Origin of the sequence: Sorangium sp. So ce327 (assembly GCF_051530205.1) — a bacterium.
GTDB lineage: Bacteria > Myxococcota_A > Polyangia > Polyangiales > Polyangiaceae > Sorangium > Sorangium cellulosum_B.
Genome location: NZ_CP150330.1, coordinates 12,780,899 through 12,806,994, shown reverse-complemented (window position 1 = coordinate 12,806,994; position 26,096 = coordinate 12,780,899). Strand labels below are relative to the sequence as shown.

Below are 26,096 nucleotides of genomic sequence, written 5' to 3'. Positions count from 1 at the left end.
TCGCGCTACCTCGACGGCTTGCCGGCGGCCGGCACCAGCGCCAGCACCCGGGCGGGCGCGCCGCTGCCGCGCGAGAGCGGGAGCGGCGCCACAACCACGACCGCCCCGGCCTCGGGGAGCTGCTCCAGGTTGGCCAGGTTCTCGATGTGGTAGCCGCCCGCGCCGAGGAACGCCTTGTGCTGATCGAACGTCTGGCTCGGCCCCGGATCGGTCGACAGCGTGTCGATGCCCACGCACCGCACGCCGCGCTCGCTCAGGTAGCGGCTCGCCTCCACGGAGACCCCGGGAAAGTGCATCACGCCCTTCGCGTCCTGGTTCAGGAACTTCGCCGGCTCGGACCAGCGGGCCCCCCACCCCGTCCGGATCAGCACGATGTGCCTCGCGCCGAGCGCCCCGTGCCGCGCCTCCCAGCCCCGGAGATCGTCCACGGTGACCTGGTGGTCGGGGCTCGCCGCGACCTTCGCCGTCACGTCCACGACCGCCGCCGGCCCCACGAGCTGCTCCGGCGCGATCTGCTCGACCGTCGGCGTTCCGGCCTTGAAGTGCGCCGGCGCGTCCACGTGCGTGCCCGCGTGCTCGTCCATCGAGAACCGGTTGAGGTAGTACGAGTCCTTCTCGACGGTGCGGACCGTCTCCGATGCATACGGCTTGCTGCCAGGATACAGCGGCATCTCCGGCGTGATCGGGTGCGTCAGATCGACCACCCGCGCCGCGGCGATGTCGAGGACCGCGGGCGCGGACGGCGGCGCGGACGGCGGCGCCGCGGCGGGCGGCGACGCCGCAGCGGGCGCGCACGCCGAGAGGGCGAACGCCGCCGAGCACAGCGCGTACGCCGCGGCCCCCCTGACGCCCGCATGAAAGAAGCTGACCACGCCGGTCCTCTGCGCCTTTTGCATGGCGCACATGTCACCACAAGCCCGCTGCCGCCACAAGGTGGAGGCCGGGCCCTCGCGCCGGGCCGGCTCACACCTCGTGCAGCTTCACCCGGCGTCGCAGGTAGTTGATCAGGTCGATGCGGGTGACCAGCCCGACGAACTCGTCACCATCGGTCACGATCGGCACGAGCCCCGCGTCGAACATCGGAAGGAGCTCCCGGATCGGCGTCCGCACGTCGACCGTCCGGAGCCGCGTCGTCATCGCGGCCTCGACCGACTGGCGGAAGCGCGTCACGTCGTCGACGGCCGCGAGGAGGAGGTCGGACTCGTCCAGGATGCCGATGATCTTGCCGTCCTCCAGGACGGGCAGCTGCGACACGTCGTAGAGCTTCATCCTCGCATAGGCCACGAGGAGCGCGTCCGACCGCTGCACCGTGACCACCGCCCTGTCGGCGTGGCGGCGCGTGATCACGTCGCGCAGATCCCCTGTCGGCGCGCGGTCGGTGAAGCCCTGATCGGCCATCCAGAAATCGTTGTACATCTTCGACAGGTACTTGTTGCCGCTGTCGCAGACGAGGGTACAGACGCGCTTCGGCGACGACTGCTCGCGGCAATACCGCAGGGCCGCCGCGAGCAGCGTCCCGGACGACGAGCCGGCGAGGATGCCCGTCCTGGAGAGCAGCAGCCGCGCCGTCTCCAGGCTCTCCCGGTCGGAGATCGTGTAAGCGCGCTTGACATGGGAGAGGTCGAGGATGGGAGGGAGGAAGTCCTCCCCGATGCCCTCCACGAGCCATGAGCCCGCCTTGCCGAGCTTGCCGGTCTTGACGTAGCCCGCCAGCACCGAGCCCTCCGGATCGGCGAGCACCATCTCGCAGCGCGGCTGCGCCCTGGCGAAGTAGCGCGAGAGCCCTGTCATGGTGCCGCCGGAGCCGACGCCGCACACCATCGCGTCGATCCTTCGATCGAGCTGCGCGTCGATCTCGGGGCCCGTCCCGGTCTCGTGGGCGAGCGCGTTCGCCGGGTTCTCGAACTGGTTCACGTAAAACGCGCCCTCCTCGCGCGCGATGCGGGCGGCCAGGTCCTGGTAATAGCTCGGGTGGCCCTTCTCGACGTCGGAGCGCGTCATCACCACCTGCGCGCCGAGCGCCTTCAGGTGGAACACCTTCTCCTGGCTCATCTTGTCCGGGATCACGAGCGTGAGCCGGTAGCCCTTCTGCGCCGCGACGAGCGCCAGGCCGAGCCCGGTGTTGCCCGCGGTCGCCTCGACCACGTGGCGCCGCTCGCCCCCGAGCTGGCCGGCGCGCTCGGCCGCCTCGATCATCGACAGGCCGATGCGATCCTTGATGCTGCCGCCCGGGTTCTGGCTCTCCATCTTGAGGAAGAGCTCGCACGGGCCGGCGTCGAGCTGAGTCACCTGGATCATCGGGGTGTGCCCGATGAGAGCGACGATGTTCTCTGCGGGCGCGGGGATCGGCAGGGGCATTGGCATGACAGCTCAACGGTCACACGACGCGCACCGTCTGTCGAGGTGTTCGACCGCGCATGACGCGCGTCGACGAGGGCAGCCTTGGAAAACGGAACAACGTCCGCTAGGATGGACTGCTCCTTGCGGAGCGCGCGAGGGGGCGCGCCAGATAAAGTAAAGAGGGTTTCTCATGTCTCGACCGCTCACAGGGGCCGTGGCGCTCGTCACGGGGGCCAGCCGCGGCGTCGGCAAGGGAGTCGCGCTCGGGCTCGGCGAGGCAGGGGCCACGGTGTACGTGACCGGGCGGACGGTCGCGGAGGGCGAAGCGGCCATCCCGCTGCCCGGCACCATCGATGGCACGGCCGACGAGGTGACGCGGCTCGGCGGGCGCGGGATCGCCGTCCGCTGCGACCACCGGGACGACGAGCAGACCCGGGCCGTCATCGAGCGGATCCGCGCCGAGCAGCACGGGCGGCTCGACGTGCTCGTCAACAACGTCTGGGGTGGATACGAGCACTTCCATGATGGCACCGAGTTCTGGACGGAAGCCGGGTTCTGGGCTGCGCCGTTCTCCCGGTGGGACAAGATGTTCTCCGCGGGCGTGCGGGCCCACTACGTCGCGAGCGCCCTCTCGGCTCCGCTCATGATCGCGCGGGGCAGCGGGCTCATCGTGAACATCTCGTTCATCGCCGCCGAGAAGGACGACATGGGCGTGGCCTACGGCGCGGCCAAGGCCGCCTGTGACCGCATGGCCAGGGCGATGGCGCACGAGCTCAGGCCGCACGGCGTCGCGGCCGTGAGCCTGTACCCGGGCCTCGTGCGGACAGAGGGCGTGATGAAGCACGCGTCCTTCTTCGGCGAGCAGCTCAAGAACAGCGAGAGCCCCACCTTCATCGGCAGGGCCGTCGCCGCCCTGGCCGCCGATCCGGGCGTGATGCAGAAGAGCGGAGCGGTCCTGATCGCGGCCGAGCTGGCGAGGGAATACGGCTTCACCGACGTGGACGGCGCCCAGCCGAGGTCGATCCGGGAGGCCGACGCCGGCGGCTCGGCGCCGTAGAGGGCGTCAGGCGGCGGGCCGCACCGCCTTCTGGAACGCCGCCAGGCTGCGCGCGTTCAGCACCTCACCCCGGCGGAGGCCGCCTCGCCGCGCGGTCCCCACGCCGAACCGCAGGTTGTGGAGCGCGCTCGTCGAGTGTGCGTCCGTCGAGATGACGAAGCGGATACCGCGCTTGCGCGCCTCCTTGATCCACCGGGGCTCCATGTCGAGGCGGTACGGGTCCCCGTTCACCTCGATGGCGGCCCTCGACTCGGCCACGGCGTCGAGCACCTCCTCGACGCGGCACGCGAACGGCTCGCGCCGCTGGATGAGCCGGCCGAGCGCGTGCCCCCAGATCTTGAAGACAGGCAGCCGCATGGCGCTGACGAGCCTGCGCGTCATCTGGTCCGCGTCCATCTTCATGCGCGAGTGGATGCTCGCGATGACCACGTCGAGCTGCTCCAGGATCGCGTCCGGATAATCGAGCTTCCCCGATTCGAGGATATCCGACTCGGTGCCTCGGAGCAGCTTCACGCTCACGCGCTCCTGGACGCGGGCGATCTCGTCCCACTGATGCTTCAGCCTGTCGAGGCCGACGCCGTTCGCGTAATGGGCGGCGGGCGAGTGATCGGTGATGGTGAGGTATTTCATCCCCATCGCGTCGGCCTCGAGGGCCATCTCCTCGATCGTGTTCTTGCCGTCCGAGTACACCGTGTGGCAGTGCACCATCCCCTGGATATCGCCCTCCTCGACGAGCTCGCCCTCGCGGCCCGCCCGCGCGGCGCGCTCGACGGCAGCGACGATGTCCTCCGCGCTCTCGCGGAGCTCGGGCGCGATGTACGGGACGCCGATGTGCCCGTAGAGGTCCTCTTCCGTCTTCACGGAGAGGCGCTTCTTGCCCCGCGAGAGCCCTCTCTCGTCGAGCGTGAGCCCCAGCTCGCGCGCGAGCGCGCCGAGCGCCGAGAGGTACTCGGGCGCCCCCGTCCGGTGGTGAAGCGCGGCCGCGTAGTCCCGGGGCGGCACGCAGAGGAGCTCGCCGCGCAGGCCGCCCGAGAGCCTCACCCTGCAACGCGCGTCGCCGCGCTCCTCGACCTCGGCGACCCGCGGGGACCGGACGAAGCAGTCGATCACCTGCGCGGCGTCGTCCGCCGCGGCCACGAGGTCGATGCCCGTCACCGTCTCTTCCCAGCGCCGGATCGAGCCCGCGAGATCGGCCTGCTCGGTCGCCTCGCAGCCGCGCACGTGGGCGAGGAGCGGCTCGGCCACCTCGAGCGCGTCGACGAGCAGGACGCGCTCGTCGCGCGCCTCGTGGAGGGCGATCCCCTCGAGAAGGCTCGCCTCGGTCTTCGCCCCGAAGCCCTTCACCGCCCGGACCTTCCCGGCGAGACAGGCCCGCTTCAGCTCTTCCACGCTGCCGATGCCGAGCGCCTCGTGGAGCGCCTTCATTCGCTTGAGGCTCATGCCCGGCACCTGGGCGAGCTCCAGCACGCCGCTGGGCAGCTCGGCGCGGAGCTCCTCGAGCTGCCCGGAGCGCCCCGTCTGGTAGAGCTCGGCGATCTGGGCGGCGAGCGCCGGGCCGATGCCCTTGATGCCGGTGAGCTTCTTGCTCCTGACGAGCCCGCCGAGGTCGTCCGTGAGCTGCTCCAGCGCCTCGGCCCCTGTCTCGTAAGCGCGCGCTCTGAACGGGTTCTCCCCCTTGATCTGGAGGAGCGTGCCCGTCTCGCGGAGGGCGCGGGCGATGTCGAGCTTGTCGAGCATGGATGACGGCAACTCTAGCACTCGCGGGCCGCCGGAGTTCATGCCGCAAGGCCCCGTGCAGCGGGGCAGTTTGCCACAGCGCCACTGGCTGAGGCACCGGCGGTCGCGCCCGGTCGGGAGCAGCGAAGTACACGGATTTGCAATAAAATTTTCAAGCAGCTGTCGCGTCGCCGGCGATCGCCTCGGGCACTGTGGGCGGCTTCAGCAAGGAGGACGTGACGTGATGCTGCGCAGTCTCACCTGGATCGGCCTCGGCGCCGCGGCGCTGGTGCTTTCGGGGTGTTCCGACGATGGAGGCGAGGTACCGGGCGGCAGCCGGAGGGGCGGCGCCATCCTGGCCTTCAGCGACGAGCCGGCCGGCGACCGCTGCGAGAACGGCGGCACCCGGGTCGACTCCGGACGCGACCTCAACGAGAACGGCCAGATCGAGGAGGGAGAGGTCGAGGCGACCACCTACGTGTGCAACGGGCTCGACGGCAAGGCGGGAGCGGATGGCCCCGAGGGTGAGCCCGGCGACGACGGCGCCAAGGGTGCCAACGGCGAGGACGGCGAGGACGGCGCTGACGGCGCTGACGGCGCCGACGCCCAGCAGGTGCTCATCGACATCACACCCGAGCCGAGCGGACCGAACTGCGCGAATGGCGGGCAGAAGGTGACCAGCGGGCTCGACGCCGACGGCGATGGCGTGCTCGATGAAGGCGAGATCTCCGACACCGCCTATGTCTGCCACGGCGAGGAAGGCGGGCGCGGCGTCGCGGGGTTCCAGCTCGTGGCCAAGTACACGACCCCCGGCGGGCCGATCGCCGAGATCGTGGCCGCCTCTCCGGACGGCAACGTGCTGGCTTACACGAGCAGCGTCACCCACACCGTGGGGTTCGTGGATATCTCGGACCCGAGCAGCCCTGCGCTCCTCGGCACGGTCGACATCGCCGGCACCGTGAGCAACGGCAACGGCGAAGCCACCGCGGTCGCGATCACGCCGGATGGCCGGTATGCGATCGCGGCGGTGAAGGACACCACGGATCCGATCCACAACGCCGATCCCGGAGCCCTGGTGTTCATCGATCTCGCGACCCGGGCGATCGCCGGCTCCGTGGCGGTCGGCGTCGGCCCCGACAGCCTCAAGATCACGCCGGACGGCGCCAGGGTGGTCATCGCCATCGAGGACGAGGAGAACGCGGACGACAACGCGGTCGCCCAGGCGCGCCCCGGAAGCGTCCAGATCGTCACCATCGATGAGAGCGACCCTTCGGCGTCGACCGTGGCCACGATCGCCCTCACGCCCGGAGTCGGCAACATCCCGGGCGATCCGCAGCCGGAGTACGTCGACATCACCAGAGACGGCAGGACCGCGATCGTGTCGCTGCAGGAGAACAACCTCATCGCGGTCATCGACATCGCCTCCGCGACGGTCACCCGTTATATCGAGGCCGGCACGTCCACGCACGCTCGCGCCGATCTCGCGTCGAACGGTGAGATCGAGCTCGCGAGCTCGGGCTTCACCGGGCTGCTCGAGCCGGACTCGGTGTGTCTGCTCGCGGATGGCCGGCACTTCGTGACGGCCAACGAGGGAGACACACCGAACGAGGCGACAGCCGCCGGCCTGTGGTCGGGCGGCCGGGGATTCTCGGTCTTCGACCTCGACGGCGCCCGCGTCCATGACAGCGGCGACGCCGTCGAGCGGCTCGCGGCGCGCGCCGGCGCCTACCCGGAAGGGCGCTCGGGCGACCGGGGCATCGAGCTCGAGGGCTGCGCGACCGGGGTGTTCGGCGGCACCGATCACGCCTTCTTGCTGGGCGAGCGCAACGCGACGCTGCTCGTCGTCGACGTGAGCGCCCCCGCGGCGCCGGTGCTGAAGCAGCTGCTCGGCGCCCCGATGCGGCCCGAGGGCGCGGTCGCGATCCCGTCGCGCAACCTCGTGGCGGTCAGCGGCGAGGGCGACGACGGCGTGGGCGGCGGCATCTGGCTGTATCGCTCGGTCACGGATCCGGCCGAGGTCGGCCACGGCCCCGACGTCTACGATGCCCGCTCGGGGGGCCCGGGCTTCGGCGCGCTCGGCGCCCTCGCGTACGAGCCGGCCACCGGCTTTTTGCTCGCGACGCCCGACAACGCCTTCGCGCGCCAGCGCATCTGGTCGTTCTGGCCCGATCACGGCGAGCGGCGGATGCAGCTCGTCCGGGAGCTGATCCTGAAGGACAGCGCCGGCGCCGAGCTCGTGGGCTACGATCCCGAGGGCATCTCGGTGAACCCCGAGGGGGGTTATGTCCTCGCCAGCGAGGGGATCGCCGGCAACGGCGGCAGCGCGAGCTGCGTCGGCTCGGAGCTCAGCAACCGACTCCTCTTCTTCGACGAGCGCGGCCAGCTCGACCCCGGCTACGGCGACGGAGGCATCGTGGATCTTCCGTGCGGCAGCGACGCGAACGCGATCGACTGGTCGACGGTGCGCGCCAACGGCTTCGAGGGCATCGCCGTGGTCGACGGCGCGCCGTCTGCTTCAGGCGGCCTCAAGGTCTATGTGGCCATGCAGCGCGCGCTCACGACGGAGGGCCAGAACACCCGCATCGGCGAGTACGACGGCGATACAGGCGCGTGGAGCTGGTATTTCTACCCGCTCGACGCGAACCCCGGCGGATCCCGTGGCAACACGTTCCTGAGCGAGCTCATTCACGTGGGCGCCGACACGTTCGCGGTCGTCGAGCGCGACCAGGGCTGGGCAGGCGAGGCGGGGAACAAGACGATCCGCACCTTCGCGCTGTCGAGCGGCACACCGAACGACATCGCGGATCCGGTGGACAAGGCGCTCGCCTGCGATCTGCTGCAGCACCCGTTCCGCTTCGATCAGGAGAAGATCGAGGGGCTCGCGCTCGGCGCCGGCGGACTGTGGGTCACGAACGACAACGACGGCGGCGAGGCGATGAGCTTCTTCGTCCGGCTCGACGCATCGATGCTGGGCATCCAGGGCGGAGACGGGGAGCCGGAGGAGCCAGGTGATCCCGAGGAGCCGGGCGATCCAGGTGGAGAGACCCTGGTCATCAACGAGGTGCGCTCGGCCGGCGACGACTTCGTCGAGCTCTACAACCGTGGCGCATCGAACGTCGATGTCGGCGGCTATCGGCTCACGGACAGCGATCCATCGCACGAGCTCGTGCTGCCCGCGGGCACGGTGGTGCCTGCGGGGGGATACCTGCTGATCCGCGGAGAGAGCAGCGGGGAGCCGCTCAGGCTCACCTTCGGGCTCGGCTCAGGGGACTCGGCCATCCTGTACACGCCTGGCGGCGTCGTCATCGACGAGCACAGCTGGACAGGCCACGTCGATACGGCGAGCCGCTGCCCCGACGGGACGGGCGCGTTCATCGCGCCCACGCCGGCGACCCCGGGCGCGGCCAACGGCTGCCCCTGAGGGCGGATCGCGGCGCCGGCGCTGCTCGGGGCTGTCCCCGCATTTCCTCTCCTGTTTATTTTGCTGGTTTCTTCTCGCCCTTGGCGTCATCGCGGCTCGCTCTCCGGCCCGACCTCCCGCCGTCGCGATAGGCATCGACCGGGAACGCCGAGATGGTCCGGCTCGAGCTCAGCTCGCGGAGGATCGCGACGGTCTTCGTCCGCTCGGCGCGCTGGTACAGGTCGAGACGGCTCTTGCGCGCCTCGTCGAGGATCGGTCCCTGGACAGAAGCTCCGACACCCCCGAGGCTCCACCGCAGGGGCCGTCCTTGACAGGGAGTATCCCATCGAGTTTGCTCCTCGCTCGCCTCCGAGGCGGCCCGCGGGGGGACACGTCGGGGGGGCGAGAACGACGCGAGGAGGGAATCGTCATGGTCTACGTGCCGCCCAACCAGGAGGGCTCCAAGGTCTCGTTCAAGTCGCGCTATGGCAACTACATCGGCGGTGAGTGGGTCGCCCCGGTGAGGGGGGAGCATTTCGAGGACATCTCCCCCGTGACCGGCCGGCCCTTCTGCGAGATCCCGCGCTCCTTCGCCGAGGACATCGACAAGGCGCTCGACGCCGCGCACGCCGCGCGCGCCGCCTGGGGTCGAACCTCGCCGGCCGAGCGCGCGAGCATCCTGAACAAGATCGCCGACCGGATGGAGCAGAACCTCGAGAAGCTCGCGGTCGCCGAGACCTGGGAGAACGGCAAACCCGTGCGCGAGACGCTCGCCGCCGACCTGCCGCTCGCCATCGATCATTTCCGCTATTTCGCGAGCTGCATCCGTGGCGCCGAGGGCACGCTCGGCCAGCTCGACGACACCACCGTCGCCTACCATTTCTCCGAGCCGCTCGGCGTCGTCGGGCAGATCATCCCCTGGAACTTCCCGCTGCTCATGGCCGCATGGAAGCTCGCGCCCGCGCTCGCCGCCGGCAACTGTGTGGTCCTCAAGCCCGCCGAGCAGACGCCGGCCACGATCCTGCTCTGGGCCGAGCTCGTCGGCGATCTCCTCCCGCCGGGCGTGGTGAACATCGTGAACGGCTTCGGCTTCGAGGCCGGCAAACCCCTCGCGTCGAGCCCGCGCGTCGCGAAGGTCGCCTTCACCGGCGAGACCACGACGGGCCGGCTCATCATGCAATATGCCTCCGAGAACCTGATCCCGGTCACGCTGGAGCTCGGCGGCAAGTCGCCGAACGTCTTCTTCGAGGACGTCTTCGCGGAGAACGACGATTTCGCCGACAAGGCGCTCGAAGGGTTCGCCATGTTCGCCCTGAACCAGGGCGAGGTCTGCACATGCCCCTCGCGGGCGCTCGTGAGCGAGAAGATCTACGGCCAGTTCCTCGAGCGCGCCGTGGAGCGGACGAGGAGGATCAAGCAGGGCGACCCGCTCGATCCGGCGACGATGATCGGCGCGCAGGCCTCGAATGATCAGCTCGAGAAGATCCTTTCCTACATCGACATCGGCAAGAAGGAAGGCGCGAAGTGTCTGATCGGCGGCGAGCGCGTCCGGCTCGGCGGCGATCTCGACCATGGGTATTACGTCGCGCCGACGATCTTCGAGGGCACGAACCGGATGCGCGTCTTCCAGGAGGAGATCTTCGGTCCGGTCGTGAGCGTGACGAAGTTCAAGGACGAGGAGGAGGCGCTGTCGATCGCGAACGACACGCTGTACGGCCTCGGCGCGGGCGTGTGGACCCGCGACATCAACCGGGCGTATCGCATGGGCCGCGCGATCCAGGCGGGCCGCGTGTGGACCAACTGCTACCATCTCTATCCGGCCCACGCGGCGTTCGGCGGGTACAAGCAGTCGGGCATCGGGCGCGAGACGCACAAGATGATGCTCTCGCATTACCAGCAGACGAAGAACCTGCTCGTCAGCTACAGCCCGAAGGCGCTGGGGTTCTTCTGATGGGAGCTCCGGCCCCGCCGCGCGTCGTGGCCACGGAGGCGGCCGCCGCCCTCATCCGGCGGCTCGCCGCGCGCCACGGCCCGCTGATGTTCCACCAGTCGGGGGGCTGCTGCGACGGCAGCGCCCCGATGTGCTATCCGCGTGGCGAGTTCAAGGTCGGCGAGCGGGACGTGCTGCTCGGCGAGATCGAGGGCTGCCCCGTGTACATCGGCGGCGCGCAGTTCGAGCTGTGGAGACACACGCAGCTCGTGATCGACGCCGTCCCGGGCCGTGGTGCCGGCTTCTCGATCGAGTCGCCGGAGGGGATGCGCTTCCTCACGCGCTCCAACGTCTTCGGCGGAGACGAGCTCTGCGCGCTCGACGCCGTCGGCGTCAAGCGCGGTCCACAAGGCTGAGCGCGGCGTCACGCACGAACAGCGCACGGAGCCGCCCCGCGAGAGGCGAAGGCGCTCTCTCTATCGCCAAGGGCTGTACTGGTACCACTGCATCCCCACGTCAGCGCGCGCTGGCTGCCACCTTTGCCGGCGTCACGCCGAGGACGCGGCGCATGCACCTCGCCATGTGGCTCTGGTGCGAGAACCCGGCCTCGATCGCCACCTGGCTGGCGGGCAGGTCGCCGCGCAGGAGCAGCGCCTTCGCGCGCTCCACCCGGCGCTGGATCACGTACTCGTGCACCGGCACGCCGGTCGACCGCTTGAACAGCGTCTTGAGGTGGGACGCGCTGACCCCGGCGACGCCGGCCAGCCGATCGAGCGACAGGTCGTGATCGAGGTGCTCCTCGATGTACGCCGTCACGCGCCGCAGCTGCGGCGCAGACAGCCCTCGCCGCAGGCGGCCCGGCGCCTTGTAACGGCCGAGCAGGTGCGCGGCGAGCGCGACGCCAAGGCTCTCCCTGTAGAGAAGCCCGGTCGGATCGCCGGCCCTGCGCTCGGCGTCGAGCGCCCAGGCGATGTGCTCGATCTGCGGGTCCTTGATCTGGTGGCGCGGCTCCAGGCCGGCTTTGTCGGGGTCGAGCCCCATGTCCGCTGCGACCCGGCGCAGCAGCGAAGGGGACAGCGCCAGGATGAGCGAGGTGCCCGCGTCGTCCTCCTGCCAGACGTCCGAGGCTCCGGCGGGGATCAGGTCCACGTCGCCGCGCGTGTAGACGAACCGATCGGCGCGGCAGGCCCCGCGTACCGGCGCGCCCGCATGGATCTTCACCCGATGATCCTGCGAGGCCTCGAGCGCGATCACGCCAGGCTGGGTCGAGTGAACGCCGACATGGACCCCGACGTACGGGCGCGGCGCGCCCGTGGACGGCTCCAGTCGGAGGGGGGCTCGGGTCTGTCCGATGACCTGCATCCCCGCCAGTATCCACCGCCGCCGAGCGGCGCGCCACGGGGCGGCTCCGCGCTCACCGCCGTCCGAATGTGCTCTCCGGGCGTCCGATCGTGCGCGACGGCCCGGGTCGCAGGCCCCCACCTTGGCCGGCACGAAGGCGCGCCCGTCACCGGCAGACGGGCCGCAAACGAAGGAGCTCACATGCTTGAAGTCACGGTCATCGGTCTGGGTCTCATGGGCACCGCGCTCGCTCGGGGATTGCTCCGCAGCGGCGCCCGCGTCACCGTCTGGAACCGCTCGATCGCGAAGGCCGCGCCGCTCGTCGCGGAGGGAGCGGTGCTGGCCCCGAGCGCGGCCGCGGCGGCGCAGGCGAGCGGGATCGTGATCACCTGCATCACCGACTACCGCGCGACGTACGGCGTGCTGGAGGGGCGCGACGTGGTCTCCTCCCTCGCCGGCAAGGTGCTCGTCCAGCTCAGCACGGGCAGCCCCGAGGACGCGCGTACCCTCGAAGCGTGGGCGAAGCAGCGCGGCATCGACTACCTCGACGGCGCCATCCTGGCCACCCCGAGCCAGATGGGGAAGCCGGAGAGCAGCATCCTCGTCTCGGGCTCGGGCTCGGCCTACGAGAAGAGCAGGCCGCTGCTCGAGAGCATGGCCGGGACCGTGAGCTACCTCGGGGAGAAGGTCGGCTGGGCGGCGGCCATGGACCTGGCGTTCCTGTCGCACCTGTTCGCGGGGCTCCTCGGCTTCTACCACGGCGCCCGCGTCTGCGAGGCCGAAGGGATCCGCGTGGCCGACTTCGGGGCCATGGCGGCCGTCGTCGCTCCGGCCATCGGTGGGATGGTCAAGCACGACGCGGACTCCATCCAGTCCGGAGCGTACGAGGCCTCGGAGGCCACGCTGGAGATCTGCGCGCAGGCCGTCGAGCTCATCCAGCGGCAGGCGCGGGAAGCGAGGATCAACGCCGAGCTCCCGGCGTTCGCCGCGGCGCTCTTCAGGAAGGGAGTCGCCGCGGGCTTCGGGGCGGAGTCGTCCGCCGCGCTCATCAAGGTGTTTCGCGAGAGCGCTTGAAGCTGGCGATCCGCGGGCACGCGGGCAGAGGAGCCCCGAGGCGCGCCTCATCAGAAATAGGAACGTGAGCCCTCCGCGACGCTGCCGGCGAGGGCCGCGCGGAGGGCTCAAGGCCCTGGCAGGTCGCGCGCGCACATCGCCGATACATAGTAGTGGCGGCCATCGGTCTCGTAGGGTGCGCGGTAGGTCGTCGTCTGCCGGTATCCGGCGGCGACGAAGCTCCCGCCGTGCGTGACACGCAGGGCAGCGTGGTTGTCGAGGCGGGAGCAATCGGCGCACGGTACGAGCGGGCGGTCGTCGTCGGCGGCGTCGCGCGTGACCTTGTAGGCCTCGCCGGCGAGATCGAGCTGGCCCCAGCGCCCCGCGCCCCTGGGAAAGGAGCCGACGGGCGCGAGATCGTCGGTCGTGCAGTGGATGAGGCTCCACGGGGGAAACGCGTCCTCGCAGGGCAGCGACGTCGCGCCTTCCCCCTGGCAGCAGAAGGCCGCGTCTTCGGAGGTGATGGGGGAAGAGCCCCACGGATACAGCCGTTGCTCGTCGCCGCCTGCAGCCGCGTAGTTCATCTCGGCCTGGGTCGGCAGGCGCCCGCCGTCCCACGCGCAGAACGCGAACAGCTCGAGCCATGTCGCGCACACGATGGGTTTGTCCTCGTTCGCGGCCGGAGCGTCGGTCCACGTCGGCCAGCCGTAAGGATCGCAGACGAGCGCTTGCTTCATCGCGGCCGTGGTCGCCGGGAGCATGGTGTTCCAGGCCGGGTCCCACCCGCTGTCCGGGATCTTGGGGTGCGCCCCTGCGCCGGCCGGCGGCGGGCTCAGCTGCGTCGGGCCGCCGGTCTCTTCCAGGTAGCGGCGAAACCGCCCGACCGTGACCATGTACTTGTCGAGGTGGAAGCTGCTCACGCTCGCCGGATACCGGGGGTCGTTGAGCCGGTTGAACGTCCCGCCGGGCACGAGCAGGCTGGCGCAGCAGTCGTCGTCGTGGCCGAGGCCACAGCGGTTGTCGGCGCCGGGTGTGCCGCCCGCGCAGCTCGGCGGAGGCGCCTGCGCGCGGTCGCGCCCTGCGTGAACGGAAGCATTCGCGTCCTGCTCCGCAACGCCACCGCTGTACGCGTGGCTGGATCCCAGGATCGCCGCGAGCGTGCAGAGGGCGAGGAGGGTCGAGAGCGGCAGTCGAGGTGGTCGCGTGGCCATTGGACCGGTTAGGTGCGAGCGCCGCCGCTCTGGTTGTGCGACACGGCGTCGCGGCGCGGGCGCTCCCCCGGCGGGAGCGCCGGAGCTCGGCCAGCACCTCCGGGCGATGAACGGGGCACCGCCCACGAAGGCGACGATCGAGCGCTGCCGCGCGCTGCTGCACGAGAGCTCGGTCGGGCGGTGGACGGCGACGGCGTTCGCGAGCCAGCGCGTCGCGCAGGTGCTGCCATGATGTCATCGACAGGATAGCCCTCGGGTGCGGCGCAGCGCGCGCTGGGGGTTCGCGGAGGAGGTCGGTTGATGTCCGGCGCCTCGCCGCTCAAAGCGATGGCCATGCGCGCAAATCATGGCAGCATGCATCGCACATTCCGTAGCAGGCTCCTGTGGACACCACCATTCCTGTCTGCTCCGATCCCGGGGCGTCGTCCCGTTACGCCATCGTGGAGGTCCTCTCCGAGGGGTCAGACACCCTTCTTTACCGAGGTGTACGCGAGGGCGACGGCCGTCCCGTGGTGCTCAAGGTCCTCCGGCGCGATCACGCGAGCCCCCATGCCCGCGAGCGACTCCGTCACGAATACGAGATCGCCCGGGCGCTCGAGGTCACGGCCATCGTCAAGCCCTATGCGCTCGAGGTGCTCGGCGATCAGCCGGCGCTGGTCCTGGAGGATTTCGGCGGCGTGTCGCTCGATCGGCTCCTCGATGGGCCGATATCGCTCGAGCGCTTCTTCCCCCTCGCCGTCCGCCTGGTCGAGGCGCTCGCCGGACTGCATCGACAAGGCATCGTCCACAAGGACATCAAGCCTCAAAACCTGCTCCTCCACCCCGCCACCGGCGAGGTGAAGATCACCGATCTGGGGATTGCATCCCGGATACCCCGCGAGCTCCAGCACCTCGAACACGTCGGGCTCATCGAGGGGACGCTGGCGTACATGGCCCCGGAGCAGACGGGCCGGATGAACCGCTGGATCGACGAGCGGACCGATCTCTACTCCGTGGGCGTCGTCCTCTACGAGATGCTGACGGGCACCCTGCCGTTCCAGGCCAGCGATCCTGTTGAGTGGGTCTATTGCCATATCGCGCAGAAACCGGTCCCGCCGCACGCGCTCGTCTCTTCGATTCCCCCGCTCGTGTCGCAGGCCGTGCTCAAGCTGCTCTCCAAGGCCGCCGAGGAGCGTTACCAGAGCGCGGCCGGCCTGCGGCACGACCTGGACGAGTGCTTCGCGAGGTGGCGGATGAGCGGCGCCATTCCGCCCTTCACGCTCGGCCAGCACGATCTCTCGGACCGGTTCCAGATCCCGCAGCGGCTGTACGGGCGCGAGCGCGAGGTGACGGCGTTGCTCGCCGTGTTCGAGCGGGTGGTGGCGGAGGGCCGGCCAGAGCTCGTGCTCGTGTCGGGGTACTCGGGCATCGGCAAGTCGTCCCTCGTCGCCGAGCTGCACCGGCCGATCGTGAGGGAGCGGGGGTTCTTCCTCTCCGGCAAGTTCGATCAAGCCGCGAGGGACGTCCCCTACCGCGCTTTCCTTCAGGCGTTCCGGGCGCTCTTGCAGGAGATCCTGGGCGCGAGCGAGGAGCAGGTCGAGCTCTGGAGACAGCGCTTCCGGGAGGCCCTCGGCCCGAATGGGAGCCTGATCGCCGACGTGCTCCCCGAGCTCACGCTGCTCCTCGGCCCGCAGCCGCCCGTGCCCGAGCTGCCGCCCGCCGAGGCCCAGGGCCGGCTGCTCGCGACGCTCCAGCGCTTCGTCGCGGCGTGCGCCCGGAAGGACCATCCCGTGGCGCTCTTCCTCGACGATCTGCAGTGGGCCGACGCGGCGAGCCTCCTCTTGCTCGAACAGCTCGCGACCTACGCCGGATCCGAGCACCTCCTGCTGATCGGCGCCTACCGCGACAACGAGGTCGGCCCTGCGCACCCCCTCCGGCGCACGCTGGCCGAGGCGCGGAAGCGCGGCGCCGCCGTCTCCGAGCTCGTGCTCGAGCCGCTCTCGGCCGCCCACGTCGGGGCGCTCGTCGCCGAGGCGGTCCACGCACCCGAAGGGCGGCAGGTCGAGCCGCTCTCGTACCTGGTTTACGAGATGACCGGCGGCAACCCGTTCTTCGTGCTCCAGCTCCTGATCGTGCTGCACCAAGACGGGCTCATCGCCTTTGACGCCGACGAGGGCAGGTGGCGGTGGGACATCGCCGCGATCCGCGACAAGGGGTTCACCGAGAACGTCGTCGAGCTGATGGCGGCCAAGCTGAAGCGGCTCTCGGTCCCAACGCGGGACGCGCTCACGCTCGCCGCTTGCCTCGGCAGCAGCCTGGACCTCGACGCCCTCGCGATCGTCGCGAGCCGTCCGGCGGCGGAGCTCCGCGACGCGCTCGAGGAGGCCGTGCGGGAGGGGCTGCTGCTCCGCAGGGGCTCTGCCTATCGATTCCTCCATGACCGGGTGCAGCAGGCCGCTTATTCGTTCATCCCGGAGGGACGGCTCACCGAGATGCACCTCGGGATCGGGCGGCTGCTCCTCAGGGCGCAGCGCGCGGAGGAGCGCGACGAGGTGCTCTTCGACGTCGTCGGCCACCTCAACCGCGGCGCCGCGCTCATCCGCTCCCAGGCGGAGCGGGACGAGCTCGCCGCGCTGAACCTCCGCGCCGGCCGGAAGGCCAAGACCGCCGCGGCCTTCGAGGCCGCCGCCGCGCTCTTCGCCGCGGGCCTTTCGCTGCTCGCGCCGGACTCTTGGGAGACGCAGCACGAGCTGACCTACGACCTGACGCTCGAGCGCGCGCGCGCCGCGTACATCACCGGCGGCTTCGACGAGGCCGAGCGGCTCCTGCAAGAGCTCATGGAGCGCGCGAGGACCCGGAGCGAGACGGCCGCTGCCGTCGAGCTCGCCCTGGCTTTCTACCAGACCCGCGGGCAATGCAACCGCGCGCTGGAGATCGGGCTCGCATGGCTCCGCGCCTCGGGCATCGATCTGCCGCTCCACCCCTCAGACGCACAGATCGACGAGGAGACCGAGGGTGTCTGGCAGGCCCTGGGCGATCGGGCGATCGAGGACCTGATCCATCTGCCCCCCATGACGCACCCGGAGATGAAGCTCACGATGGGCGTGCTGCAGGGGCTGTCCCTCCCCGCGCTCTTCGTGGACCCGAACCTGCACTTTCTCATCGTCCTGCGCATGGTCCAGCTCAGCCTGCGCCACGGCAGCGCCGAGAGCTCCGCGTACGCGCTCGCCGCCTTCGCGAGGGTGATCGGCCCGAGGTTCGGGCGATACCAGGATGCCTATCGGTTCGGCAAGCTCGGCTGCGACCTGGCAGACAGGAGCAGTCTCCTCACCACGAAATCGCTGGTGTTCACGGCCTTCGGACAGCATGTCGTGTTCTGGACACGCCACTACCGAGAGGCGACTCCGTACGCGCGCGCCGGCTTCAGCGCCGCGGTCGAGGCCGGTGATCTGAACATGGCGTGCTTCAACTGCCTCTGGTCCGCGCTGTTCCGGCTGCTCTCTGGCGAGCCGCTCGAGGACGTGCTCCACGAGGTCGAAGAGCGCCTCGGCGTCGCGCGCAGGGCCGGTCACGCGATGGTGCACAGCGCCCTCCTCGGCGCCCACGCCATGATCCAGACGCTGCGAGGGAGGCCTGTCCGCTTCTCGATGCTGGACGGGTCCGAGCTGGATCCGCCAGCCTTCGAGGCGCGGCTGGAGGAGGGGAATCTGCAGCGCATTCGCAGCGTCTATCATGGCTTGAAGGCCCAGGTGCTCTTCGTGCTCGGCTCTCCCAGGGAGGCGTCCGCGGCGGCGACCTGCGTGATGGTCGAGCACCCCTTCAGGAGCGAGCCCTACGCGCTCATCGCCGAGAACTTCTACTATCTCGCGCTCTCGCTCGCGGCGCTCGCCGACGCGCCGCACGCGGAGCGGGATTCCCCGCTGCGCGCGCTCCCCGAGCGGCTCCTCGAGTGCGAGCGGCAGCTCGGCGAGTGGGCCAGGAACGGCCCCGACAACTTCCTCCACAAGCACGCCCTGGTCCGCGCCGAGATCGCCCGGCTCCGCGGCCAGGACCTGGACGCCATCGGGCTCTACGAGCAGGCCATCGCGGCGGCGCGGGAGGGCGGCTTCGTCCAGCACGAGGCCATCGCCTGCGAGCTCGCCGCGGCGTTCTACCGCGCGCGCGGCCTCGCGACGCCCACCGACAGCTACCTGCAAAAGGCCCGCGCTGCCTGCTTCACGTGGGGCGCTCACGCCAAGGTGGAGCAGCTCGATCAGCGCTATCCCCACCTCGCCCCGCGCAAGCCGATCGCCCCCACCGTCACCTTCGCCGTGCGGGCCGAGCAGTTCGACGTCCTGCCGGTGGTCAAGGCCTCGCAGAGCATCTCCGGCGAGCTCAAGCTCCCTCGCCTGCTCGAGATGCTGCTTCGCATCGTGGTCGAGCACGCGGGCGCCGAGAAGGGATGTGTCCTGCTGGTCCGGGAGGATCGCCCGTGGGCTGCGGCGATCGAGACGCCGGGGGGCGCGGTGCGGCTGCTCGACGGCGCGGGCGAGGCGTCTTCCGCCGCGCTGCCAGAGGCCGTCCTCAACTACGTTCGCCGGAGCCACGAGCGCGTGCTGCTCGACGACGCCGCCGCCCGGCACCCCTTCATGGAGGACGAGTATTTCCGGCGCAAGCGCCCGAGATCGGTGCTGTGCGTCCCGATCATGCGCGAGGCCCGGCTCATCGGCCTGCTCTACCTGGAGAACAACCTCGTCACCGGCGCCTTCACCCCCGGGCGGCTCAGCGTCATCGAGCTGCTCGCCTCGCAGTCGGCGATCTCGCTGGAAAACGCCACGCTCTATTCCGAGCTGGAGCAGGAGAACGCCGAGCGGCGGCGAGCGGAACAGGCGCTCAAGGCCGCCGAGCAGGCCGAGCGCTTCCTGGCCGAGGCGAGCCGCAAGCTGATGGCGCTCGGCTACAGCGCGACCCTCGAGAGCGTGGCGCAGCTCGCGGTGCCCGAGCTGGCCGACCAGTGCGTCATCGACGTGGACCTCGATCACGGCGCCCCGGGACGCTCCGTCTCCGCAGGCGTGCCCGCCGAGCGGGCCGGCGCCGTCATGAACGCGCTGCGGCCCCTGGCGGCGGCGTCGCCGGAGCGGCCCGGGGTGGGCGACATCCGGGCCGCGCCCCTCCTCGGGCAGCTCGGCATTCACGCCTTCCTCCGGGTTCCGCTCCTCGCGCGCGACCGGTGCTTCGGAGCCATGACCCTGCTGGCGACCGTGTCCCGGCGCCGTTACGACCCTGCCGACCTGCGGCTCGCCGAGGAGCTCGGGTACCGTGCGGCGCTCGCCCTCGACAACGCCCGTCTGTTCGCCGAGGCCCAGGAGGCCATCGCGCGGAGGGATGAGTTCCTCGTCGTCGCCTCCCACGAGCTCAAGACCCCGCTGACCTCGCTGCAACTGCAGGCGCAGCGCGTCGAGCGGCTCCTGCATCGCTGCCAGCGCGCGGAGCTCGCCTCCGAGCGGATCCATGCCGCGCTTCAGGTCCTCCATCGCCAGATCGCGCGGCTCGGGCGCCTGGTCGACGAGCTGCTCGACGTGACGCTCTTGAACGCCGGGCCGCTGACACTCACGCGCGCGCCGGTCGATCTGGCGGCCCTGGCGCGTGAGGTCGTCGACCGGATGAGCCAGCGGCTCGCCGACGCCCGCTGCAGCGTCCAGCTCGAGCTGGGCGAGCCCGTGGTCGGGCGCTGGGATCCGTCTCGCATGGAGCAGGTCCTCATCACCCTCCTGTCGAACGCGATGAAGTACGGCGCAGGCAGGGCGATCCTCGTCGGCGTGCGGAGGCAGGCCGATCGCGCGCTGCTGGTCGTCCGGGATCAGGGGATCGGGATCGCGGAGGCCGTTCAGAGCAGGATCTTCGAGCGCTTCGAGCGCGCGGTGTCGGTGCGCAACTTCGGCGGCCTCGGCCTGGGGCTCTTCATTGCACGCTCGATCGTGGCGTCGCACGGCGGATCCATCCGGGTGGAGAGCGCGCCGGGCGCGGGCGCGACCTTCGTGGTGGAGCTCCCGCTGAACCCGCCGGACGCGGAGGAGCGCGGCGCCGCGCCGGCCTAGTACTACAGTCGTACTTCGGCGAGGCAGCCGGCCCCACCCCACAGCCGCACGCTTTCGGGTCGGCGGATCTCGTGCATGGTCGCCACCGCACCACGGACATCCCGGCGCCCAGCTCGGTCGGACGCCGCGCTTCTGCGAATGGGCATTGCAGGGCTTCTTAAGACCGAAATGGTCGATTGATCTTGGGTTGGATCACGGTGAATCGTCGATCGCATTTAGGATCCGGAACACCAATGCTACGGCCCTCGCCATCTGCCCATCGTCGATCTTGTCAACTGTGTCAGAAGGCTCGTGGTAGTCGTCGTGCAGCGACGTCGACAGGAAGAGCGTGGGGACGTGCGCACTGAACGGAACGCTGTCTGACGCGAACCCCGCCTGAAGCACGATCGACTCGGGGAGCCCAAACAGCGGTGTGCGGGTCGCCTTGCCAGCGCTTGCGAGGAGCTCCTGGGTCCGCTGCCGCCCACGCTCGGAGATGATGAACCCCATCGCGTCATGTGGAGCTCCAAGGAGCCAGCGGATAGCCTTGCCTTCGAGAAGCTGACGGCCAACCATGTCGAGGTTGATCATCAGCGCGACCCGCTTGAGCGGGATCACCGGATGCTCAACGAAGAACTTCGAGCCGAGCAGACCGCGTTCCTCGGCGCCGAACGCGACGAGAAGAACGTTGACTCTTGGTGCACGAACAAGCCGTGCGAGCTCCAGCAGGGCTGCTACACCGGAGGCGTTGTCGTCGGCTCCGGGATAGAACGTGCCGTCGGTCTTGCTGCCCAGGGCGTCATAGTGCGCACCCACGATAACGACTGGCGCTTCTTCCCCGGCGATCGGGGCTGGAAGGAAAGCGACGACGTTTTGATCGCGAATACTGGATCGTTCGAAGGGCTGGCAGTAATCGCCTTCCGGGAGCGCTGCCCTGAGCCCTAGCGACGCGAAATAGGCGGCCAGGAGCCGCGCGACACGTGCGCTATCTTCCGTACCTGCGGCGCGCCCGCGCAGCGATTCTGCCGAGAGGAGTTCGACCCAGGAGCGGAGGTTCGCGCGCGAAGGCTGACTGTCGGCGGGAGCGAGATCTGGCGCAGTCAAGATCGGCGCTTGCGTCATCCCTCCGCAGCGCACGGGAGGTAGTTGCGGAGGCGAGGGGGGAGGCGGTGAACCCTCGTGCCGAGGCGCCACGGCGCGAGGCGCAACAGCAGTGGCAACGGTGGGCCGAACAGGCGCGCAGGCCACCGTCAACGCGCCGACAAGCAGCGCCGTGCGGAGGACTGCTCGTCTCCTCGCAGGAAGCACTCCAGCATAGCTGCCTAGCTCGTGCAACGATGTTACCCGGCTCTCACGCACGATGAGTTTATAGTGTGGACATGAGCGAATCGGACGCCTGTCCCGCTCATGTCAGGCGTTCGTCGCCGTGTCTCAGAATTTTGATCAGGTGACACTTTGTCTGTTGTCGCCGTCGATCGAACGCCCCGACTTACGAAGAACCACGTCGGAGTCTACTTATCTCATTTTCAGGATTCCAAGAAAAAATCGATCGATGACGAGCGGTTGCCGGAAACTGGAGCGGTTTTTCGTGCAGTCCGACTGTATGAGCTCATTGACAGAACGGGCCTTATGCGATCAGGCAGGTCTCCCACGCCTGAAACGCCTGGGATTACCGCGACGTAGCACCAAGCGGAAGGCATCCTGCCGTATAGCTGTACCCTACTGGCGCGTCGCGACCGCTGGATTCATGCCCGCCCCCTCTTCCGGCGAAGAGCTCGCACAAGAGTGGCGCTCGCGATCACCGGGCGCTGGAGCTCCGCACAGGGGATGCTCCTCTGGGGCTCACGGCGCCTGCGAGAGGCGGGCGGCGAGCTTGCGCACGTAAGGATCGGCGTCGCCCTCAGCCAGCGCGCGCAGCGCGGCCCGATCGAGGCAGCCCAGGGCCGCGCCGGCGCTCACGGCCATCCATCGGACCTCGCCGTCGGGGTGCCGGGTCGCGGCCACCACGTCGGCGCATACGGACCGATCGCCGCGTACGCGGAGCCCATTGAGGGCGGCGGTGACGACCTGGACATCGGTGTGGCCGAGCGCCTCGATCAGCGCGGCGCGCGCCCTGGGATCGGGCGCTTCGCCCAGCGCTGTCCCGGCGGCGCCGCTCGCCAGGCCGCCGGCAACGAGCGCGCGGGCGAGGACGGGCGTGGACTCGGCACGAGCGAACCGCCCGAGGACCGAGACGAGCCCGACCGAGGGGGTCGCCTCGGCCCGGGCCAGCACGATCGGATAGGCGCGCTCCGCGTGGTCGACGAGCCACTGGATCGAGGCGGCCTTCTGGGCGAGGTCCGGGCGGTTGCCGTGCGGGTTGAGCGCCATCCCGAGGTGCATGTCGACGTCGGGATCGCCGGCGGGCGCTGCGGTCGAGCTGAAGGGAGGCGGCGGAGGTGTCATGGAATCCTCTCGACGGCTTGTCCCGGCGTTGCACGCCAGGAGGAGCATCAGAAAAATCGACAGCTTGTTCATCGCGGGATGTCGGCGGCGTCGGCCGCAGAGAAGTTCTGCCGGACGCCGTTCTCGAACGCGGTGAGCGCCGCCGGCACGCTCCGCGGCTCGATCCGGAACCGCTGGTAGAGCCCTCGCACCAGGCGGATAGGACAAGCAAACGCGTTCCGCAAAGTCAAGATTCTCGGAGCCGTTCCTGACTCGTGCAGTCCGACTGTACGAGCTCATTGACAGAACGGCCTTATGCGATCAGGCAAGTCTCCCACGCCTGAAACGCCTGGGATTACCGAGACGTAGCACCAAGCGAAGGCATCCTACCGTATAGCTGTACCCTACTGGCGCGAGAACACCTCCTCGCCTCGCTCCTCGCGGTCGATTCGCACCTCCGGTAGATCGTGGCCCATCTACGCCGGTGGACTACCAGGGCTCCACCCTCGACCAGGGGCGCCGCGGCTTCGCTTTCGGCGTGCGCCCATCGACCGATGCGCGATGCACGCGTGGGTCATGTCACGCTGCGATTCATGACATGTCACGCTGCGATCCGTGACATGTCACGCTGGGATCCGTGTCATGCGACGTTGCAGTCCGTGACATGCCACAGAGAAATGGGCCACATTTCACGGCGGGCGGCTGATCCTGCCGGCGCGTGGAACGCGACATCTCGAGACATCGAGCGCCCTCTGCCACTGGCATACGGCGTGCGTCGACCGCTCCAAGCGGACCTAGCAGCGTCGAGCTCTCGGGCTCGGCATCACGATGCGCCTGACCGCGAATCGACGCGGGTGGGCCTCTTTGTCTTGGAGAGAAGAAAATGCGATTGAGAAGCACTTGGATGATGATGCCGCTCATGCTCATGATCGGGGCCTGCGTCGGCGTGAACGAGGACGACGAGCCCGCGCTCGATCCCACGATCGAGACCAAGAGCGCCGGACAGGCGCTCATGTCGTCCCTCGATCGACGGCGGATCCCGATTCGCGCCATTGCCCAGGCCGATAGCGATTGCACTACGAGGCCGGCCCCGCTCTGCGGCACGACGTGCTTCGGGCATAACGGCGAACTGAATGATACGCGCTTGCAGCAGGGCATCGCGATCGCCAACGAGATCTACGCCGCGGCCGGCGTGGAGTTCTACCTGCGGAGCTTCACGCGCGTGGAAGCCCCGGCCCTCTGGTGCGCCGAGACCTCGGCGCAGACGTGGGCAGATGTGAAGAGCACGATCATGGCCGCCTTCCCGGAGGTCCCGGCGAACGCCTGGCCCGACACGACCGTGAAAGGCACGACGCCGGCCGGGGCCTCGTTCAAGAACGACTGGTGGCACGCGACAGCCGCGACCTACGCGCCCGATGACGAGATCGTCGTGGTCATCAACGGAAGACACCCCGACAACATCAACGCGGCCGACTTCCCGCACGTCGGGAGGATCGCCATGATGCTTCCGGGGAGCCTGGACGACGCGTCTCTGGCGCACGAGCTCGGGCATTATGTGGGGCTGGCCCACGTGTTCCAGACGGCAAACGGCCAGGATCCCGGCACGGGCCTCACCTGGAAGAAGGCCGATCGCTACGATCTCATGTTCAGGTCCACGACGAGCGGTCCGGTCTTCTTCGGCAGCAAGGCCGCGGCGACGCCTTTCGAGAGCAGCCTCGCGTTGATCGGTCCATCGTGCACCTACGAGGACACCACGGTCTGCGACGTGAGCTGTACGCTCGCAGGAGACACCTTCGTCCCGGGTGACCCGGAGATCGACGGCGTGGCGCGCCTGTATCCGGACGGCGTCGTCGGGTTGAACGTCATGGATTACCAGTCGGTCAACGTATGCAGTCGGCGGCACATCTCCGATTCCCAGGCCCACATGATCTGGTCGTTCCTGAACCGCGAGCCGCCCATCACGACGCAGTTCATCGAGCGCGTGGGCACGCTGCCGACCGGATACACGAAGCCGCTCATCACCGCCCGCCCGCGCCTCGGCCTCGTCCCTGGCACCTGGTCGACCGCGCGTAACTTCTGCCGCGCCGCGGACGAGCACCTCTACTCGGGCGACTTCAACGGCGATGGCCGCATGGATCTGCTCTGCAACCAGGACGACGGCGATATGTTCGTCGATCTCGCCAACACGAGCGGCGAGTTTTGGTCCTCCGACTGGTCCCTCTCGGCTCGCAACTTCTGCCGCGCCGCGGACGAGCGCCTGTACGTCGGCGATTTCAACGGCGATGGCCGCGACGATCTGCTCTGCAACCAGGACGACGGCGACATGTTCGTCGATCTCGCCAACACGAGCGGCCAGTTCTTGGGCTCCGACTGGTCCCTCTCGGCTCGCAACTTCTGCCGCGCCGCGGACGAGCACCTGTACGTCGGCGATTTCAACGGCGATGGCCGCGACGATCTGCTCTGCAACCAGGACGATGGCGACATGTTCGTCGATCTCGCCAACACGAGCGGCGAGTTTTGGTCCTCCGACTGGTCCCTCTCGGGTCGCGACTTCTGCAACGGGACCGGCAAGAAGCTCTACGTGGGCGACTTCAACGGCGATGGCCGTGATGATGCGCTCTGCAACCAGACCAACGGCGCCATGGCCGTCGACCTGTCGAACACGAGCGGCCAGTTCTGGAGCAGCGATTGGAGCCTCGCCACGCGCAACTTCTGCACGGGCTCGAACGCCACGCTCCACGTCGGCGACTTCAACAACGACGGCCGGAGCGACCTCATGTGCCGCGATGGTGTGTCGGGGAAGACCGAGATCGATCTCTCGAACACCACCGGCCAGTTCTGGACGGCCGAGTGGCGCGGCGACCTCGACGGCTGGTGCACCGGCGCCACGATCAAGGACGTTCACGTCGGCAATGCCGACGGGCAGTTCGGCTCGGATATCGTGTGCAACGAGACCAACGGCACGCTGAACGTGGCGAAGGTGCGGATGGAGTGATCGCTCGATCCCCTATCCGGTCCATCTCGTGCGCGACCATCCGCTCTCGGAACGCCTGCTGCGCGCCCTGCGAGAGTTATTCGGTCTCTCTGGATAGCACGATCACGTCGTGGTTGTGGCGTTAGCTAAGCTGGATGGGCGGAGCGAATCTTGACACGGGCGAAGGTTCCGCGGTTTCCTCTCCGCCGGCGTCGCCGACTCCGCGTCGAGTCGGTGCGCCGGCGGTGGCGCGAGCTCTGCGCCATCGCCGAGCGAGGTGGAGAGGTTCCATCGCGTTTCTCAGGAGGGGTGACATGAAGCAGATGACGGATGATCCGTTCACGCTCGTCGTGATCAACAGCAAGGGAGATGGCTACTACGTGATCGACAGCAGAGACCTCGGGCCGCCGAGGCGGCCGCTCGAGCCGATCTGCAAGGAGCTCGTCGAGCAGCGCGTCGCGACGCAGCACGTGCCGTACGCGGATGCGCCGCTGGCCCACCGTCTCGTCGAGCAGGAGCTGGCGCGCGGCGGCGCCGCCGAGGAGGTCGGGCCCGCGGAGTTCTGCGGCACGTTCTACTTCAACCTGAACGCGTTCAAGCCGCAGGACTAGGGCC

17 protein-coding genes are annotated in these 26,096 nt (G+C 69.4%); 9 read left to right on the top strand and 8 right to left on the bottom strand.

Features of this window, described 5'->3' with window-relative positions; all coding sequences use genetic code 11:
* Positions 1–5 precede the first annotated feature (5 nt).
* Together WME95_RS47910 and WME95_RS47905 are read right to left on the bottom strand one after the other, a co-directional pair.
* Positions 6–896: a cyclase family protein gene (locus tag WME95_RS47910; protein WP_437905845.1), complete on the bottom strand. Its 891-nt coding sequence runs from the start codon at positions 894–896 to the stop codon at positions 6–8.
* A gap of 67 nt (positions 897–963) precedes the next feature.
* Positions 964–2,358 carry a pyridoxal-phosphate dependent enzyme gene (locus tag WME95_RS47905; RefSeq protein ID WP_437911102.1) on the bottom strand — a complete coding sequence of 465 codons (1,395 nt, stop codon included), beginning with the start codon at positions 2,356–2,358 and terminating at the stop codon, positions 964–966.
* 172 nt (positions 2,359–2,530) lie between these two features.
* Between WME95_RS47905 and WME95_RS47900 the strand changes: the two genes are divergently transcribed.
* Positions 2,531–3,397: an SDR family NAD(P)-dependent oxidoreductase gene (locus tag WME95_RS47900; RefSeq protein ID WP_437905844.1), complete on the top strand. Its 867-nt coding sequence runs from the start codon at positions 2,531–2,533 to the stop codon at positions 3,395–3,397.
* A 6-nt stretch (positions 3,398–3,403) separates the two neighbouring features.
* Here the strand turns inward: WME95_RS47900 and WME95_RS47895 are convergent, their stop codons facing one another.
* Positions 3,404–5,134 (bottom strand): helix-hairpin-helix domain-containing protein, encoded by a 1,731-nt coding sequence (locus WME95_RS47895; RefSeq protein WP_437905843.1) that lies wholly within the window; start codon positions 5,132–5,134, stop codon positions 3,404–3,406.
* Positions 5,135–5,357: 223 nt separating this feature from the next.
* Here WME95_RS47895 and WME95_RS47890 point away from each other — a divergent pair, with 223 nt between their 5' ends.
* The 3 genes from WME95_RS47890 to WME95_RS47880 all read left to right on the top strand — a co-directional run bounded on the left by WME95_RS47890 (position 5,358) and on the right by WME95_RS47880 (position 10,859).
* The gene (locus WME95_RS47890; RefSeq protein ID WP_437911101.1) at positions 5,358–8,534 is read left to right on the top strand and encodes an esterase-like activity of phytase family protein; all 3,177 of its coding nucleotides are present in this window, start codon (positions 5,358–5,360) and stop codon (positions 8,532–8,534) included.
* Between the two features lie 409 nt (positions 8,535–8,943).
* Positions 8,944–10,464 (top strand): aldehyde dehydrogenase, encoded by a 1,521-nt coding sequence (gene adh, locus WME95_RS47885; protein WP_437905842.1) that lies wholly within the window; start codon positions 8,944–8,946, stop codon positions 10,462–10,464.
* Positions 10,464–10,859 (top strand): DUF779 domain-containing protein, encoded by a 396-nt coding sequence (locus WME95_RS47880; RefSeq protein ID WP_437905841.1) that lies wholly within the window; start codon positions 10,464–10,466, stop codon positions 10,857–10,859. Before adh ends, WME95_RS47880 begins: the two co-directional genes overlap by 1 nt.
* A 100-nt stretch (positions 10,860–10,959) precedes the next feature.
* On the opposite strand, the gene WME95_RS47875 is transcribed toward WME95_RS47880, so the two are convergent.
* Entirely contained in the window at positions 10,960–11,805 is an 846-nt protein-coding gene (locus WME95_RS47875; RefSeq protein WP_437905840.1) for a helix-turn-helix domain-containing protein, read from the bottom strand.
* Positions 11,806–11,985: 180 nt separating this feature from the next.
* Here WME95_RS47875 and WME95_RS47870 point away from each other — a divergent pair, with 180 nt between their 5' ends.
* On the top strand, positions 11,986–12,858 hold the full coding sequence (locus WME95_RS47870; protein ID WP_437905839.1) for an NAD(P)-dependent oxidoreductase: 873 nt from the start codon (positions 11,986–11,988) through the stop codon (positions 12,856–12,858).
* 107 nt (positions 12,859–12,965) lie between these two features.
* Here the strand turns inward: WME95_RS47870 and WME95_RS47865 are convergent, their stop codons facing one another.
* Positions 12,966–14,048: a formylglycine-generating enzyme family protein gene (locus WME95_RS47865; protein WP_437905838.1), complete on the bottom strand. Its 1,083-nt coding sequence runs from the start codon at positions 14,046–14,048 to the stop codon at positions 12,966–12,968.
* 106 nt (positions 14,049–14,154) lie between these two features.
* Here WME95_RS47865 and WME95_RS47860 point away from each other — a divergent pair, with 106 nt between their 5' ends.
* Positions 14,155–14,280, top strand: a complete 126-nt coding sequence (locus WME95_RS47860) for a hypothetical protein (protein WP_437905837.1) — start codon at positions 14,155–14,157, stop codon at positions 14,278–14,280.
* Positions 14,281–14,431: 151 nt separating this feature from the next.
* Positions 14,432–20,104: an AAA family ATPase gene (locus WME95_RS47855; protein WP_437905836.1), complete on the top strand. Its 5,673-nt coding sequence runs from the start codon at positions 14,432–14,434 to the stop codon at positions 20,102–20,104.
* Between the two features lie 192 nt (positions 20,105–20,296).
* Here WME95_RS47855 and WME95_RS47850 read toward each other — a convergent pair whose 3' ends face one another.
* The 3 genes from WME95_RS47850 to WME95_RS47840 all read right to left on the bottom strand — a co-directional run bounded on the left by WME95_RS47850 (position 20,297) and on the right by WME95_RS47840 (position 22,752).
* Positions 20,297–21,205, bottom strand: a complete 909-nt coding sequence (locus WME95_RS47850) for a M20/M25/M40 family metallo-hydrolase (RefSeq protein ID WP_437905834.1) — start codon at positions 21,203–21,205, stop codon at positions 20,297–20,299.
* Positions 21,206–21,925: 720 nt separating this feature from the next.
* Entirely contained in the window at positions 21,926–22,528 is a 603-nt protein-coding gene (locus WME95_RS47845) for a HEAT repeat domain-containing protein (RefSeq protein ID WP_437905833.1), read from the bottom strand.
* A 68-nt stretch (positions 22,529–22,596) separates the two neighbouring features.
* The gene (locus WME95_RS47840) at positions 22,597–22,752 is read right to left on the bottom strand and encodes a hypothetical protein (RefSeq protein WP_437905832.1); all 156 of its coding nucleotides are present in this window, start codon (positions 22,750–22,752) and stop codon (positions 22,597–22,599) included.
* Positions 22,753–23,411: 659 nt separating this feature from the next.
* On the opposite strand from WME95_RS47840, the gene WME95_RS47835 reads away from it, so the two are divergent.
* A complete protein-coding gene (locus WME95_RS47835; RefSeq protein ID WP_437905831.1) occupies positions 23,412–25,502 on the top strand; it encodes an FG-GAP-like repeat-containing protein in 2,091 nt (696 codons plus the stop codon).
* Positions 25,503–25,795: 293 nt separating this feature from the next.
* Complete coding sequence (locus WME95_RS47830) at positions 25,796–26,092, top strand: hypothetical protein (RefSeq protein WP_437905830.1); 297 nt, start codon at positions 25,796–25,798, stop codon at positions 26,090–26,092.
* Positions 26,093–26,096 lie beyond the last annotated feature (4 nt).